This is a genomic window from Mycobacterium sp. 1465703.0, from assembly GCF_001672975.1.
Lineage (GTDB): Bacteria > Actinomycetota > Actinomycetes > Mycobacteriales > Mycobacteriaceae > Mycobacterium.
The window spans coordinates 1-15,119 of sequence record NZ_LZKU01000221.1; the positions used below are offsets into that span (position 1 = coordinate 1).

At 65.8% G+C, this 15,119-nt stretch carries 16 protein-coding genes and 1 pseudogene; 10 read left to right on the forward strand and 7 right to left on the reverse strand.

Annotation, left to right across the window (positions count from 1 at the left end; translation table 11 throughout):
* Positions 1-11 precede the first annotated feature (11 nt).
* The 5 genes and pseudogenes from A5625_RS29715 to A5625_RS21135 all read left to right on the forward strand — a co-directional run bounded on the left by A5625_RS29715 (position 12) and on the right by A5625_RS21135 (position 4,073).
* On the forward strand, positions 12-116 hold the full coding sequence (locus A5625_RS29715) for a hypothetical protein (protein WP_232003637.1): 105 nt from the start codon (positions 12-14) through the stop codon (positions 114-116).
* A 109-nt stretch (positions 117-225) separates the two neighbouring features.
* Positions 226-867, forward strand: a complete 642-nt coding sequence (locus tag A5625_RS21115) for a carboxymuconolactone decarboxylase family protein (protein WP_066998482.1) — start codon at positions 226-228, stop codon at positions 865-867.
* 1 nt (position 868) lies between these two features.
* The gene (locus tag A5625_RS29270) at positions 869-1,564 is read left to right on the forward strand and encodes a GntR family transcriptional regulator (protein ID WP_066998485.1); all 696 of its coding nucleotides are present in this window, start codon (positions 869-871) and stop codon (positions 1,562-1,564) included.
* Positions 1,561-2,309, forward strand: a pseudogene (locus A5625_RS21125) (SDR family NAD(P)-dependent oxidoreductase). The gene A5625_RS29270 and the pseudogene A5625_RS21125 overlap by 4 nt, the downstream one beginning before the upstream one ends.
* Before the next feature lie 915 nt (positions 2,310-3,224).
* Positions 3,225-4,073, forward strand: coding sequence for a family 16 glycosylhydrolase (locus A5625_RS21135; protein ID WP_066998491.1), 849 nt, complete (start codon positions 3,225-3,227; stop codon positions 4,071-4,073).
* 15 nt (positions 4,074-4,088) lie between these two features.
* On the opposite strand, the gene A5625_RS21140 is transcribed toward A5625_RS21135, so the two are convergent.
* Positions 4,089-4,757, reverse strand: coding sequence for a hypothetical protein (locus A5625_RS21140; RefSeq protein WP_066998494.1), 669 nt, complete (start codon positions 4,755-4,757; stop codon positions 4,089-4,091).
* Between the two features lie 76 nt (positions 4,758-4,833).
* Here A5625_RS21140 and A5625_RS21145 point away from each other — a divergent pair, with 76 nt between their 5' ends.
* Positions 4,834-5,844: an NADP-dependent oxidoreductase gene (locus A5625_RS21145; RefSeq protein ID WP_066998498.1), complete on the forward strand. Its 1,011-nt coding sequence runs from the start codon at positions 4,834-4,836 to the stop codon at positions 5,842-5,844.
* 374 nt (positions 5,845-6,218) lie between these two features.
* Here the strand turns inward: A5625_RS21145 and A5625_RS21150 are convergent, their stop codons facing one another.
* The 3 genes from A5625_RS21150 to A5625_RS21160 form a co-directional block, all read right to left on the reverse strand.
* Entirely contained in the window at positions 6,219-7,673 is a 1,455-nt protein-coding gene (locus tag A5625_RS21150) for an aldehyde dehydrogenase (protein ID WP_066998521.1), read from the reverse strand.
* 179 nt (positions 7,674-7,852) lie between these two features.
* A complete protein-coding gene (locus A5625_RS21155) occupies positions 7,853-8,755 on the reverse strand; it encodes an NAD(P)-dependent oxidoreductase (protein WP_066998503.1) in 903 nt (300 codons plus the stop codon).
* Between the two features lie 106 nt (positions 8,756-8,861).
* On the reverse strand, positions 8,862-10,046 hold the full coding sequence (locus A5625_RS21160) for an acyl-CoA dehydrogenase family protein (RefSeq protein ID WP_066998506.1): 1,185 nt from the start codon (positions 10,044-10,046) through the stop codon (positions 8,862-8,864).
* 98 nt (positions 10,047-10,144) lie between these two features.
* On the opposite strand from A5625_RS21160, the gene A5625_RS21165 reads away from it, so the two are divergent.
* Positions 10,145-10,525, forward strand: coding sequence for an NYN domain-containing protein (locus tag A5625_RS21165; protein WP_066998523.1), 381 nt, complete (start codon positions 10,145-10,147; stop codon positions 10,523-10,525).
* 40 nt (positions 10,526-10,565) lie between these two features.
* Here the strand turns inward: A5625_RS21165 and tpx are convergent, their stop codons facing one another.
* Positions 10,566-11,060 (reverse strand): thiol peroxidase, encoded by a 495-nt coding sequence (gene tpx, locus A5625_RS21170; RefSeq protein WP_066998509.1) that lies wholly within the window; start codon positions 11,058-11,060, stop codon positions 10,566-10,568.
* Positions 11,061-11,171: 111 nt separating this feature from the next.
* On the opposite strand from tpx, the gene A5625_RS21175 reads away from it, so the two are divergent.
* Complete coding sequence (locus A5625_RS21175) at positions 11,172-12,122, forward strand: GlxA family transcriptional regulator (RefSeq protein WP_066998512.1); 951 nt, start codon at positions 11,172-11,174, stop codon at positions 12,120-12,122.
* A 21-nt stretch (positions 12,123-12,143) separates the two neighbouring features.
* Positions 12,144-12,908, forward strand: coding sequence for a DJ-1/PfpI family protein (locus A5625_RS21180; protein ID WP_066998515.1), 765 nt, complete (start codon positions 12,144-12,146; stop codon positions 12,906-12,908).
* A gap of 52 nt (positions 12,909-12,960) precedes the next feature.
* On the opposite strand, the gene A5625_RS21185 is transcribed toward A5625_RS21180, so the two are convergent.
* Entirely contained in the window at positions 12,961-13,437 is a 477-nt protein-coding gene (locus A5625_RS21185) for a nuclear transport factor 2 family protein (protein WP_066998517.1), read from the reverse strand.
* 57 nt (positions 13,438-13,494) lie between these two features.
* Here A5625_RS21185 and A5625_RS21190 point away from each other — a divergent pair, with 57 nt between their 5' ends.
* Positions 13,495-14,265, forward strand: a complete 771-nt coding sequence (locus A5625_RS21190; protein WP_066998519.1) for an SDR family oxidoreductase — start codon at positions 13,495-13,497, stop codon at positions 14,263-14,265.
* A 19-nt stretch (positions 14,266-14,284) separates the two neighbouring features.
* Here A5625_RS21190 and A5625_RS21195 read toward each other — a convergent pair whose 3' ends face one another.
* Entirely contained in the window at positions 14,285-14,980 is a 696-nt protein-coding gene (locus A5625_RS21195) for a hypothetical protein (protein ID WP_066998525.1), read from the reverse strand.
* Positions 14,981-15,119 lie beyond the last annotated feature (139 nt).

Sequence of the window (15,119 nt, forward strand, 5' to 3'; positions counted from 1 at the left end):
GCATCCTGGGCATGCACAACTGGATCCACCGCTGGTATGTGCCCGGTGGCCGCAATTCACTGACCGAGATCGGCGACGCCTTCGCCGCCATGGTTTTGTCCGGCCTGCGTCCCTGACCGCGACTGTACGCAATCTTGGGTTCTGCGCCGTCACGAACTGCGTTGACGCCGTGGAAGAGCCTAGGATTGAATGCAATCTGCAGTCCGATCGCTGAAAGGAGACGCAATGCCGCGTCTGAAGCCGATCCCGCGAGATGAAGTCACCGACGATTTCACGCTTAAGATGTACGACTTCATGTTCGGCGATCGTGATCCGGTCGCCGAGCCGGGCACCGTCGGCGGCACACCGGGCAACTGGTGGACGGTGATGGCACAGTCCCCCGCCGCCCTGCGCCACGCCGTGCGTGGCTTCCGTCTCTACCGCGAAGAGGTCTCCATCCGGGCCGATCACCGTGAGCTGGGCCAGATTCGGGCGGGCTGGGTGGTGGGCAGCCAGTTCGTCTTCTCCCAACACTGCACGGCATGCCGGTCGGCGGGATTGTCCGAGGAGAAGATCGCGGCCATACCGTCCTGGCAGACCGCCGACTGTTTCGACCAGACCGAGCGGTTGCTGCTCGCGTACACGGATTGCCTTGCCGGACAGTACGGCCGCGTGCCGGAGCGGCTGATGACCCAGTTGCGCGAGGTGTTCACCGATACCGAGATTCTCGAATTCACCTACACCACAACCCTGTACGTGATGCATGCGATCATGTCCCGGGCATTGCGGCTGGAATTCGACGATGTGGACGACCCGACCGTCGAGGTGGTCGACCCGGAAGGCGGCGGTGTGCTCGACATCGGTGCCGCCACGTCCGGGCGTGACTGACATGAGTGAGATGGATGGCCGCTCACAACTGGCGTACCGGCTCATCAGGCGCGCCATCGCCGAAGGCGAATTCGAGCCCGGCTCACGACTGGTCGAACAACGGATCGGCGAGATGTTCGATCTGTCCCGCACTCCGGTACGAGAAGCTCTGCGGGCCTTGGCCGCCGACGGTCTGGTCACCATCGAGCGCAACCGCGGTGCCATCGTCGCGACGATGTCCGAGACCGATATCCGTGACCAGTATGAGCTGCGTGCACGGCTGGAGTCGCTGGCGGCCGAACGCGCCGCGACCCGGATGGGTGCCGACGGCATCGCGGCGCTGGACGCCGCGATCGCCGAGTTCGACCACGGCATCGAGTTGATGTCCAGCGGTTCATCCGATGCCGGTCTGCGCCATATCACCGCCGCCAACAGTGCCTTTCATCAGGCCATCGTGGTGGGTGCGCAGCACCGCCGGTTATCCGCGCTGCTGGAACACGCCGTCGACATTCCCCTGGTGTATCAGGTATTTCGGCATCAGACCCGCGAGGAGCGGGAACGATCGAATCTGTTCCACCGCATGGTGCGCGATGCGATCGCGGTCGGTGAGGCGCCGCGTTCCGGCGCGCTGATGGCCGAACACATCCTGCAGGGCCGCGACTCTCTGCTGATGTTGAGGTCGCAGCAGGGCCATCAGGCCGAAACGCACGCTTCGTGAGCGTTCGTGTCGGCGAACGGTTCCGGCTGGATGATCGCGTCGCCGTGGTGACCGGGGCAACATCGGAACTGGGACTGGCGATCGCCCGAGCGCTCGGTGGCGCGGGGGCGCGAGTCGCCCTGGCAAGCCGGCGCATCGATGTGGTCGAAGGCCGATGTGCGGACCTGCGCGCTGACGGCATCGACGCGGCGGCCTTCCGGGTGGATGTGGCCCAGCCCGAATCATGCACGGCGGCGACAAATCAGATCATCGATCGGTTCGGCAGGGTGGATGTGCTGGTCAACAACGCCGGCGTCGGCACCGCCGCCCCGGGCAGCCGGGAAGACCCCGACCAGTTCCGGCGCAGCGTCGAGGTGAACCTGATGGGTGCCTATTGGATGAGCCAGACCTGTGGGCGGCTGATGCGTCCCGGTTCGGCAGTGGTGATGATCAGCAGCATCCTGGGGCTGACCACCACGACACTGCCCCAGGCGGGCTATGTGCCGAGCAAGGCGGGACTGCTGGGCCTCACCGGGATCTGGCCCGACAGTGGACCGGCCGCAAGGGTATTCGGGTCAACGCCGTCGCGCCGGGGTTCTTGTCCACCGGCCTGACCGAACTCACCCCGGACGGGTTCAACGACGACTTCGTCGCCAGTAGAGTTCCGGCGGCGCGGCTGGGTGAACCCGACGAAGTCGCTGCCGCGGTGTTGTTCCTAGCGAGTCCGGCGTCTTCATTCGTCAGTGGGGCCGCGGCCCCGAAGTGAAGCTGTCCTGAAATTCGGGAAGAAAGGTCGGTAACACATGTGCGTAAACGAACAATGCCGCACTGCCGAATCCGACCAAGATTGCGGCCCGGGAAGCCCACGGGTGATTACGTAGGACCAGCGCTACCGCCAACACGCGAACAATCCCTGGATCGTTCCGCCAACCGTGACCGATGGCGGCGATGCCGACATGCCCCGCCGAAATGGTCGGCTCCGTGGAGTGCATAGGCGGCGGCAAAGGCGATCATCGCCGCGGTTAACCGATGGCGCTTTGTCGCGGCATCCCAGTTGTTGGACATTGGCTTCTCCCAACTAACAACTACTACGCACAGTAGTAGTGCTGGGAGTGCATGTAAATACCCTCAACCCAATGTTGAGGGTATTAGACCGATATTGCTCCTAGCGGCGCTTCTAACCTGCAGCCGTAAGTGGATCAGCAGAATTTCGTAGCGAATTCAGGCGGGAGTGTTGCCGCTCGAGTAAAGCCTGAAGTTGCGAACAAGCGGAACGACGGGATTACCCGAGGCAGCCCGCTGCCGGGCCCTAAAAGAAGGATGGCGCCGCATCGCTTCATTCCGTTCGCGTTCCCGACGCTGAGCGGCAGCCCATAGCGGGTGCGACTGAAGGAAAATAACCGTGCCTTCTGATGTATTCGCCACGATCGTCGCTCCTCTCAGTACCACCCGCAAAAGCTACAACAGTGTGGTTATCGGATCGTGATTCCAGAATGCCCGTCGAATCCTGAGACCAAACCACTCGTCAAGATGAGAATTAGCCGTGAATTCGCGGCGTAATCCGTTGCCTCTCAGTGCTGCCGTCCCTGCTGGTCCGACCGCAACCCGAACCATAGCGACAGGCACCGACACAATTCCCGTTTCAACGTCGTGCACGGTTGGCTGCTATGGTCCCTTGCTTATGCCGGAGATCGATCGCCGCCGCATGATTTTGACAACCGGGATCGGCGTGCTGGCAGCCACGCTGCCAGCCTCGAAAGCCTGGGCCTACCCGCCCCGGCCGGATGAGCCTGCCGGTCGGATCCCGGCGCCGGCCGCGCCCAGCGGCCAATCCGGGAGCTACATCTTCGTCGATGAGTTCGATGGTCCGGCCGGTTCGGCCCCTGACGCCTCGAAATGGGCGGTGGCAAAAGCCCGCGAGACGATCAAGGACCCGACATTCTGGGAACGCCCCGAGAACATCGGCCAGTATCGGGATGATCGCCGCAATGTCTTCCTCGACGGCAAGTCCAACCTCGTCCTGCGCGCGGCCAAGGACGGCCCCACCTACTACAGCGGCAAGGTGCAGAGCCTCTGGCGAGGCGGCGTCGGACACACGTGGGAAACCCGGATCAAGCTCAACTGCCTGACCGCCGGCGCCTGGCCCGCCTACTGGCTGGGCAATGACGACCAAGGCGAGATCGACGTCATGGAGTGGTACGGCAACGGCAACTGGCCCTCAGCCACCACCGTTCACGCCAAGGCCAACGGCGGCGAATGGAAAACCCACAACATCGCGGTGGACAGCGGATGGCACACCTGGCGCTGCCAGTGGGACGAGGCCGGCATCCGGTTCTGGAAGGACTACGCCGACGGCGCGTCACCGTACTTCGAAGTACCGGCAAGCTCACTGCCGGATTGGCCGTTCAATGGAGCGGGCTACACGGTGTATCCGGTGTTCAACCTGGCAGTAGCCGGTTCCGGCGGCGGAGACCCCGGCCCGGGCAGCTACCCCGCGGACATGCTGGTCGACTGGATACGCGTCTGGTAGGCCGCCCTCACCGGCCTACTGGCCAGCCCTGCCTCCGGCGAGCCAGGCGGCGGTGACCGCGCGGGTCTGGGGCGGCGGGAGGGCGGCGTCGGGTGCGCCGAGGCGACCGACTTTGACGGTCCACGCGGGCGCTGAGCGGTCGATGCAAGATCCGGCGCCCTGGCTGGGCAGCCACAGCACGGCGAGGTCGGAGCCGGCGCCTCCGCAGCCGTAGACGCCGACGTACCCGTCGGACCGCCCACCCCATGCGCCGCCGTTACGCAGCAGGCAGCGGGTGCCGTCGTCGAGGGTCAGCGCGAACGGGTCGGGGTTGGCGGTCGGCTGCACGGGTGGGAGCTGGCCATCGAACATCACCCGATGCATCTGCATATCCCACGGATTATCCACGCACAGAAGCGATCCCGGTGTCGACGGCCAGCAGGTGCCGGCACCGGCTGCGCTCGGCGAGCAGTAGTAGACGTTGTCGGCCACCGCCGACGGCGACGGTTGCGAGCAGTCGCTGGCCTGCCCGACGTTGTCCGGCCCCGTCGCCACGTGGTAGCCGTTGATCGGTTGGCCGGCGGGCCCGACCGCCATCACGGTGATCACCTGAGTGGGCGGTGGCTCGGCGCCCACGACGCCGGGCTCGAGGAAAGCGGCGCCCGCCGCGACCGATACCAGGACAAGTCGCCACATCACGTTCATCGAGCGCACCTCCGGTCGAGCTGGCCCCCTTTGTGCAGGGTAGAACGCCCGCCTGCGCCGAGGGTACGGTGCGCTAATGACCGGACGAAACCGTCGCTTCCTGCTTCGCGAACGACCCACTGGACGCATCGGCCCGGACACTTTCGAACTGAGTGAGGAGGCAATCCCCGAGCTCAACGACGGCCAGGCGCTCGTGCGCGTCGACTGGATTTCGCTCGACCCCACGAACCGCACGTGGATCAACGACACCCCGACATACCTGCCTCCGGTCGGTATCGGGGAGGTCATGCGCGCCGCCGGGATCGGTGAGGTGGTCGCGTCCAAGAGCGACAGATACGCGGCCGGCCAGCAGGTGCAGGGCCTGCTCGGCTGGCAGGAGTACGCCGTCCTCGACGACACGGCGATGGTGAACCCGGTCGACGTCGCGCAGGGCATCTCGCCGAGCGCCTACCTGGGCGCGCTGGGCATGACCGGCCTCACCGCGTGGATTGGGATTCGCGACATCGGCAAGCCGCGGCCCGGTGAGACGGTCGTCGTCTCCGCGGCGGCCGGCGCGGTCGGCTCGGTCGCGGGCCAACTCGCCAAGGCCGGCGGCGCGCGTGTCGTCGGCATCGCCGGCGGTCCCGAGAAATGCGCGCTGCTGACCGATCAGCTCGGCTTCGACGCGGCCGTCGACCACCGTGCCGACGACTGGGCCGCCCAACTGGCGGCGGCCACACCCGACGGCATCGACGTCGACTTCGAGAACGTCGGCGGAGACCTGATGGACGCGATCTTCGCGCGCCTCAACGTGGGCGCCCGCGTCGCGCTCTGCGGCCTGATCTCCGGCTACAACGCCACCGACCCCCCGCCGGGTCCGCGCGCGTTCGGCAACCTGCTCATTCAGCGCGCCACCGTGCAGGGCTTCATCGTGCTGGATCACTTCGGGCGCGCGCCGGAGGCGATCGGCGAGATCGCCGGCCTGATCGAGGCGGGAAAGCTGACGCCGCTCGAGACTGTCGTCGAGGGGTTTGAACGGTTGCCGACGGCGATCAACATGCTGTTCGACGGCAAGAACGTCGGCAAGCTGGTCGTCAAAATCGGCTGAGCCTCAACCGGCTGTCAGTCGGGCAGACAAGCCGGGTCGACGGCGACGGTGATCTCGTTACGCCGCCGCATCGGCACTGTATTGACCCACCCGCGCCCGGTGCCGGCACGTGAGGTCACTCCACGATAACGCTGCGAGGCGCAGGCACCGCTGCGGTAGTCGCGCGGGTTGGGATCGGTAGCCGCCGAGCTGGTCCGTTTTCGGCGCCATGGTCTTCCAACTGGTGCTGTGGGGTGTGATCGGCGTTGTAACGGCTATTGCGGCCACCGGCTTTCCTGACCCGCTACACAAAAGGATCTTGACTCGCCTGACGGCTGTCGGAGAAGTCCCGGACCTGGTTGTGGTCCGGGACTTTACGTTGTGCCGCAACAGCTTTAGAGCTGAGCCCAGACCGACTTGGTCTTCAGGTAGATCTCGAGGCCCTCTTTGCCGAACTCGTGACCCCAGCCGGACTGCTTGTAGCCGCCGAACGGCACATCGTGGTCGAACACCAACTGGCAGTTCACCTGAACACTGCCGGCTTGCAGTCGCCGCATGATTCGGTGAGCGCGACCGAGGTTCTCTGTCCATGCGGTGGCCGCCAGGCCGTAGGTGGTGTCGTTGGCCAGAGCCACGGCTTCGTCTTCGTCGTCGAACGGCAGGATGGTGACCACCGGACCGAAGATCTCCTGCTGGTACAGCCGCATGTTCGTGTCGACGTTGGTGAGCACCGTCGGATGGACGAAGTAGCCCTTGCGGTCCAGCCGGTGGCCACCGGTGACCACTTCGACGCCGTCCTTCTTGCCCTCGTCGATGAAGCCCATCACGCGGTTCAGTTGCTTCTGGCTGATCAGCGGCCCGCTGACACATCCCTCCTCGCTGGGAGCACCCAGCTTGAACGAATTCGCCATCATTGCAATGCCTTCCACGACCCGGTCGTAGACTCCGCGCTGGGCGAAGATGCGCGACCCGCAGACGCAGCCCTGGCCGGAGTGCACGAAGATGCCCAGCGACGCCATCATGATGGCGTTGTCCAGGTTCGCGTCGTCGAAGATCAGCACCGGCGATTTCCCGCCGAGTTCGAGCGTGACCTTCTTCAGATTGTCAGCCGATGCCCGCACGATCTCCTTGCCGACCTCCGTCGAGCCGGTGAAGGCCACCTTCTGGACGTCGGGGTGCGCGGTGATCGCGGCGCCGGCGGTGTGGCCGTAACCGGTCAGCAGGTTGACCACACCCTCGGGCACGCCGGCCTCGTGGATGAGCTGGTCCAGCAGCAGAGCCGACAGCGGGGTCTCCTCGGCCGGCTTGACCAGCAGGCTGCCGCCCGCGGCCAGCGCCGGTGCAAGCTTCGCGCTGGCGTTGAAGATCGGGCCGTTCCACGGGAAGATCAGGCCCACCACGCTGTACGGCTCCTTGAGCGTGTAGGCGTGCATGTTGACGTAGTTGTCGGTGGCGATGCCGTCGGTTTTCACGTCGTACGCGACCCCGTTGATCTTCGAACACCAACCGGCGTAATAGCGGAAGAACTCCGAACAGGTCGACATCTGCAACTGCGCCTGCATCAATGGCATGCCGGTGTTCAGCGAGTCGAGTTGGGCGAACTCCTCGGCATGCTCATCGATCAACTCCCCGATCCGCCACAAAATCTTGGCCCGCTCGCGGCCGGGCAGGTCGGACCAGACGCCCGACTCGAAGGATGCCTTGGCCCGTGCCGCGGCTTCGTTGACCGCTTCGGTGCCGCAGTCGGTGAACTCGGTGATGGTCTCCTCGGTCGCGGGATCGATGACCGCGATGACGTCACCCGTTCCGGGGCGCTTGCGAATGTCGTCCAATACCGCCTGCACCGTCATCTGATCCCTTTCGTATTGCCAGTCGTGGGCACCCCGGCGCCCAATGCGCTCAGTGCTGAGCACTTGCTTAGCATTGTGCACACGGCTGGTCAAGCATCCGCACAGGCGGGTGGCTTCGGCGCAGTTGCCCGCGCCGGACGAGGTGGCGCGGCCGGATCTCGCGGGCGCGCCGCAACCTGTCAGACGCCGACCAGGTCGGGATGAAACTTGGCTGCCATGCGGCGAATTCCGTCGCGCCAGTCGACCGTCGTGCCGCCGATGAGTTCGTGCATCCGGTCGATGGTGGTGGGGTTGCCGCGCAGCGCTTGGTCGCTCGCCTGAAAAATCGGCTCCTTGCCGACGAGTGAGCCGACGTACTCGCACCACTCCTGCAGGCTGACGGTCTGGTCACCGCACCAGTTGACCGTGGTCGCCGGGACCGACGCGACTTCCAGCAACTTCGGGATGGTCGCGATGATGTCGTCCTCGTGAATCGGGTTGTAGCGGGCGGGCTCGCCCGGTGGGACCGGGATCGGGATGCCGGCCAGAATCATCTCCATGTGGTAGAACGGCCATCCCCCGTTGTCCCCGTAGGGCACGTTGAGCCGAGCGATCGTGGTGGGCAGGCCGAGAACGCGCGCCACCGACCGGGCCACCACTTCGGCGGCGATTTTGGAGATGGAGTAGGTGGGAAACAGCGGCTTGTGGTTGTCGCCCAGGGCTGACCCCTCGCTGCGCGGGTCGTCGCCCGGCGGGTCATAGACGGCGGCCGATGAGCAATGTAGGAAGGCCTTCGCGCTGCGGCAGTGGGCCATCAGCAGGCCGACCGACTCCGCGTTGGCCGCCAGGTCTTTGTCCCAGCTTCCACTCTTGGCCACCGCCAAGTTCAAAACATACTCGAAATCCGTTGGCAGAGCGGTGAAGTCACCGGCCGCCAGATTTACCTTCTCGCAACGAATCCCGGCCTTCTCGAGGCCTTCTCGCGCGGCGGCATCGGTGAACCGGGCGATTCCCCAGACCTCGTTCTCGGCGGCAAGCGCCCGGGCGATGGGGGTGGCGATTTGACCGGTCGGGCCGGTGATCAAAATTTTTGAGCCGCGCATGGGCTGAATGTTAGCGAGGGGGCGGCGCAGTACCTAGATTCGACGCCCGTCAATGACATTCGCATGGCCCGCCCTGGTACCAAATCCGATCGGCGGCATCAGCGATTCATAGACCGGGCTGGTCTTCGATGATTCCCAGCCAAATCTGTGCGACGTCGATGGCCACCTTCTCACTGACGAACGCGTGCTGCGTTCCGGTGTAGATGTCACGGAAGGCGCGTTCCAGCCGGCTGCCCTCACGGATCGAACTCGTCCCGGCCACCAGATGGGCCCATTCAGCGCAGCTTCGGGCCGTGTCGGTGGCGTAGACGGCGGCCACTCGCATGTCGGCGCGCAGCGCCGGCGTCAGGTCCTCCCCCGCTGCCACCGCCGCCTCCGCGCAGGTGAACGCGTCGAGCACCAGGAGGCGAGCGGCGCGCCAGGCCGCGCGGTGATGCGCCAGGCCCTTCTGGAAGGTGGGGCGGCTGGCCAGCGACGCCATGTCACTCATCCGGAATTTCGTCGCGGCCAACTCTTGGACGTCGTCGAGCATGCTCTTGGCCACACCCAGCGCCCACGACGCGTGACCGGCGGCGGTCACGGGCATCAATCCCATCCGGGTGGCCGGCGATGTGCCGCGGCAGGGCTGCCGCTCGAACAGTTCAAACGTGCGGCTCGCGGGGACGAACACCTCCTGCGCGCTGTAGTCGTAAGAACCGGTTCCCTTCAGCCCCTGCACGAACCAGCCGTCGTTGAAACTGATCTCCCCTCGCGGGATCACGGCGACCCGCATCTCGGGGAAACCTTCGCTGATCCAGCGCATCTCGCCGTTGTCCATCGGCAGGAATCCGGCCGCGATGTATTCCGAGTGACCGATACCCGAACCGAAGTTCCACGCACCGGTGACCAGGTAGCCGCCGTCGACGGCGGCCCCCTGTCCGTTTGGAAAGAATTGGCCGCCCATGGTCACCCGGTTGTCGTGCGCGGTGAAGACCTCGGCGAAGCCCTCGTCGGGCAAGTACGCCGCCGCGGCGAAGGACGAGGGCAGATTCGCAATCCCCACCCAACCGAATGACCCGTCCTGCCAAGCCATTTCGATCCAGGTCTCGATCATTTCGGTGAACGACGGCTCAACCCCGCCGGCCACGACCGGGTTGAACGCCGACATCAGCCCGCCGGCCCACATCGCATCGACGATCGCCGGGGTGAGGGTGCGCATCCGCTCTGATTCGGCGGCTTCGGCCTGCACCAGTTCCCGCATACCGCGGGCCAGTGCGACAACCCGGTCATCGGTGTCGGCGATCGACGTCATGTGGCCCTTCCCATCATTGGGTGCGACGGCATCGCAGTCTGATACCGGTGACCGTATCAACCACCCATGGCTTGAGAGAACGCTTTACGGTGTGGGTTGTGCGCTGGATTGTCGACGGCATGAACGTGATCGGAAGCCGTCCGGATGGCTGGTGGAAGGACCGCGACCCTGCCATGGCCACATTGGTGGAAGCGCTGGACCGATGGGCGTCAGGTCAGGGCGAAACGGTGACGGTCGTTTTTGAGCGGCCGCCGTCGACCGCTATCAAGTCTTCGGTGGTCGAGATCGCACACGCACCCAGGGCGGCCGCGAACTCGGCCGACGACGAGATCGTCCGGCTGGTTGCGGCCGACCCGGCGCCGCACGACATCCGGGTGGTGACATCCGATCGGGCACTGACCGAGCGGGTGCGAAGCCTGGGTGCATCCGTGCAGCGGTCGGAAACCTTCCGCGACCTGATCGAGCCGCGGAACCGCTGACCGCCGACGAGGCGGCCGCGGTCCCCTCGACGGAGCGAGATCAGCCGGCAGCTGCCAGCGCCGCGTCGTAGTTGGGCTCCTGCGCGATCTCGGGCACCAGCTCGGTGTAGGCGACGTTGCCGTCAGCGCCGATCACCACGATGGAACGGGCGAGCAATCCGGCCATCGGACCGTCGGTGATGGTGACGCCGTAGTCCTCGCCGAAGCTGTCCCGGAACGCCGAAGCGGTCGTGACGTTCTCGATGCCCTCGGCGCCACAGAATCGCGCCTGCGCGAACGGCAGGTCCTTGGAAACGTTCAGCACGGTCGCCCCACCGCCCGCGGCGCGCTCATTGAAGGTCCGCACGCTGGTGGCGCACACCGGCGTGTCGATGGACGGAAAGATGTTGAGCACCACCGGCTTACCGCCGAATTGCTCGCTGCTGACCGCGGCCAGATCGCCGCCAACCAGACTGAAAGCGGGGGCTTTGGATCCGACGGCAGGGAGCTCGCCGACAGTGTTGATCGGGTTTCCACGCAACGTTATCTGTGCCATGGGCAACAGTCTGCCAAGGCCGCCGCGGTCGCCGTGGGGCAGGTCCCCGTGTCCTGATTAGTGGGATACATGGCGTAGACGACACGGGCCGTTGTGGCCAACACTGATTCCATGCCTCGCAAGGTGGTGATCGTCGGTTTCCCCGGCGTACAAGCGCTCGATGTGGTGGGCCCGTATGACGTGTTCACCGGCGCATCCCTGATGACGGGTGGCGGATACGACGTCGCCCTGGGCTCGGTCGGTGGGCAATCGGTAGCGACGGCCACCGGGCTGGGCTTCGTGGCGACCCCGTTACCGGACCCGGACGCTCCGATCGACACAGTCGTGCTGCCCGGCGGCGCCGGCATCGCTGCGGCCCGGGCTGACGCCGAACTCGTCGCGTGGGTCAAGACCGTCGCCGCGCGCGCCCGCCGCATCGTGACGGTGTGCACCGGCGCGTTCCTGGCGGCCGAGGCGGGGCTGCTGGACGGGCACCGAGTAACGACCCATTGGGCGTTCGCCGAGCGGTTGGCTGATGAATTCCCCGCCGTCGACGTCGACGCCGATCCGATCTTCGTGCGGAGCTCGGACACCCTGTGGACCGCCGCGGGCGTCACCGCGGGTATCGACCTCGCGCTGGCGCTGATCGAGGAGGACCACGGCACCGAGGTCGCGCAGACGGTGGCTCGTTGGCTGGTGCTGTACCTGCGCCGCCCCGGCGGGCAGACGCAGTTCGCGGCCCCGGTGTGGATGCCGCGAGCCAGACGGGACTCGATCCGCGAGGTGCAAGAGACCATCGAGGCCGAGCCGGGTGGCCCGCACAGCATCGACGATCTGGCTCGCCGGGCCGCGATGAGCCCGCGCCACTTCACCCGAGTGTTCACCGCCGAGATCGGCGAAGCGCCCGGCCAGTACGTCGAACGCATCCGCACCGAAGCCGCGCGCCGCCAGTTGGAGGAGACCGACGACACGGTCGTGGCGATCGCGTCCCGGTGCGGCTTCGGCACCGCTGAAACCATGCGGCGCAATTTCCTTCGCCGCGTGGGTGTTTCGCCCGACCAATACCGCAAGGCCTTCGCCTGACGCCGAAAGGATGGCTCTGAGATGACCCAGATCGCAATCGTGGCCTATCCAGGATTCACCGCGCTGGACATGATCGGTCCGTATGAGGTGCTGCGCAACTTGCCCGGTGCCGAGGTGCGGTTCGTGTGGCACCAGGCCGGACCGATCACCGCCGACTCCGGCGTACTGGTCATCGGTGCCACCCACTCGCTGGCCGAAACACCTTCTCCCGACGTGATTCTCGTTCCAGGTGGCCCGTCGACTCCGGTCCATGCCCGTGACGACGCGCTACTCGACTGGCTGCGCCGGGCCCGGCAGTCCGCGAGCTGGACGACGTCGGTGTGCTCGGGATCGGTGATCTTGGCGGCCGCCGGCCTGCTGGATGGCCGTCGGGCGACATCGCACTGGCTGACCATTCCCGCGCTCAAGGCATTCGGTGCTGTTCCGGTGGCCGACGAACGAATCGTGCACCAGGACGACATCGTCACCAGTGCGGGTGTATCCGCCGGCCTCGACCTCGCACTGTGGCTGGCCGGACAGATCGCCGGCGAATCCCGCGCGAAGGCAATCCAACTCGCGCTCGAATACGACCCGCAGCCCCCATTCGACTCGGGGCACATGTCCAAGGCGTCGGCGACCACGAAGGCCGCCGCGACGGCACTGTTGTCCAAGGACAGCGTGAAGCCCGCCAACGTGAAAGCCACCACCTTGCTGGCCTGGGAGCAGGCGTTGGACAAGGTCAGGTCTCGGCGCGGTCACCGCACGAGTCAGCGCCGCCAAGAGGCGAGTCATAAAAGCGCTAGCTAGCGCAGGCGATAGCGCTTTGAGCGCAAGCACTATCGCCTTCGGACATTAGGCGCTAGCCGTTGGGCTGCAGGATCTCGGTCGTCGCGAGCCGGCCGCCGGCCTGCAGCCAGGCCGCTACCACCCCGGGAGCGTCACGCTCGGGGTTGTAGATGTCTTCTTCGCTGGAGAACAGTCCGTCGCCGGCGTACACCAGCCGAGTCCAGTTCGGGAACCAGAACGGTTCACCGTTCGGATCGGTCGGGTGGTCCAGCAGATTCTTGATCATGACGACGACCGCGTCGTTGTCCTCGTCGTGAGCAACCCAGCCATTGGGAAAACGCATGTGCGGGAACGGAGCCATCACCGCGACGATCCAGTCGCGGACCGCCTCGCGTCCGTGAAAGACGCCGTAATGGTGCTCGGTGTACACGACGTCTTCGGTGAAGAGGTCCGCGAACGGCCGCCAGTCGCCCGAGGCGCTGCATCCTTCGACGACCTTGGTGTAGTTATCGACGGCTTTATCGACTTCTGCCCTGGTGAATTTGCCCATAGCGGACACACTAGAACGTGTTTCGGTTTGGGTCGCTGCAATGAATGGGGATGTCGGATGAACGTGTTGGACTTGTTCAGCCTGCGGGGCAAGCGGGCGTTGGTGACCGGGGCGTCCAGCGGTATCGGCAGGAAAGTGGCGCAGGCCTACGTGCAAGCCGGCGCCCATGTGGCTTTGGCGGCACGGAATTTCGAAGCCTTGCAAGCTATCACCGCAGAGCTGGCGGCCGACGGTGACGGCAAGATCGTGCCGATCCGCTGCGATGTGACCCAACCCGATGAGGTCAACAGCATGGTGGACCGGGTGACGGCGGAGCTGGGCGGCATCGACGTCGCGGTCTGCAATGCCGGCATCATCGACGTCATCCCGATGCTGGAGATGTCGGTGCAAGACTTTCAGCGCATCCAGAACACCAATGTCACCGGTGTCTTCCTCACCGCGCAGGCGGCGGCCCGGGCGATGGTGCGGCAGGGTCATGGCGGCGTCATCATCAACACCGCGTCGATGTCGGGCAGCATCATCAACGTCCCGCAGCAGGTCGGCCCCTACTGCACCTCGAAGGCGGCCGTCATCCAGCTGACCAAGGCGATGGCGGTCGAATTCGCGCCGCACAACATTCGGGTCAACAGCATCAGCCCGGGTTATATCCTCACCGAGCTCGTCGAACCGCTCACCGAGTTTCACCGCCAGTGGGAGCCGAAAATACCGCTCGGCCGCATCGGCCGCCCCGAAGAGCTCACCGGTCTCTATGTGTACTTAGCCAGCGAGGCTTCCAGCTATATGACGGGTTCGGACGTCGTGATCGACGGCGGGTACACCTGCCCTTAGCCCAGCGTTTCGGTTGGCCTCAGCCCTCCAGTTCGCCGGAGATTCCGCGCTCGAGGCTCGCCTGTGTCGCCGAGGGCAATACCAGCAGCCCGTCGAGCTCATTGCGGGCCACGTCGTAGGCACGTTGACGTTCGTGTGCCGCCGCTGCGGGATCGGCCGCGACGCGTAACAGGCTCTGCGCCCGCGCAATTCGCTGCTGATCGGTGCGGGAGAAATCGTTGCGACGCCGGCGGACCGCCTCGGCCTCGGCGGCGTTGAACGCCGTCACGTAGTCCTCGACGGCGGCCATGTAGCGCTCGGCGCCATCCCGGTCGTCGAGGAGATCCTCGGCCTTGACGGGCCGCAGGAAGTCGGCTCGCAGCTTGGCTTTGTGGAACGCGACGGTGTTCGCGTGGCGCATGTCGGTCATCAATGGGAAGTCCAGCAGCTTCGCGACGTCGAGTTCGTACTCGAGCCAGCGCGCATCGGTGCGACTGTGCTCATCGAGGACGCGCCGGATCGAGCGCCACTGGGCCGCTTGACTGGTCACGCCGCCGGCGGCATCACCGGCGGCGGGCGTGGCCGGATTACGCGCCCGGTCGAAATCGTGCGACCGTTCCTCGCTACGCCGTCGGTAGGCGCCGAACGCCCGCACCGCGGCCACGATCGCGCCGAATACCTGGGCGGGACCCTGGGCGTGCGTTGACCGGAAGTCAACGCCGGCCGTTCCTGGCATCCTGGCCATGTGGGGTTGATATTCCGGTTGGCGGAGCTGCTGATTCTGCTGCTGCCGCTGACCGGCGCGATCGTGGCCGCGGTGCGGGCGTTCGGCGCCTACCGACGGCGTAGCGAGGAACGGTCGCACGATTTCGACC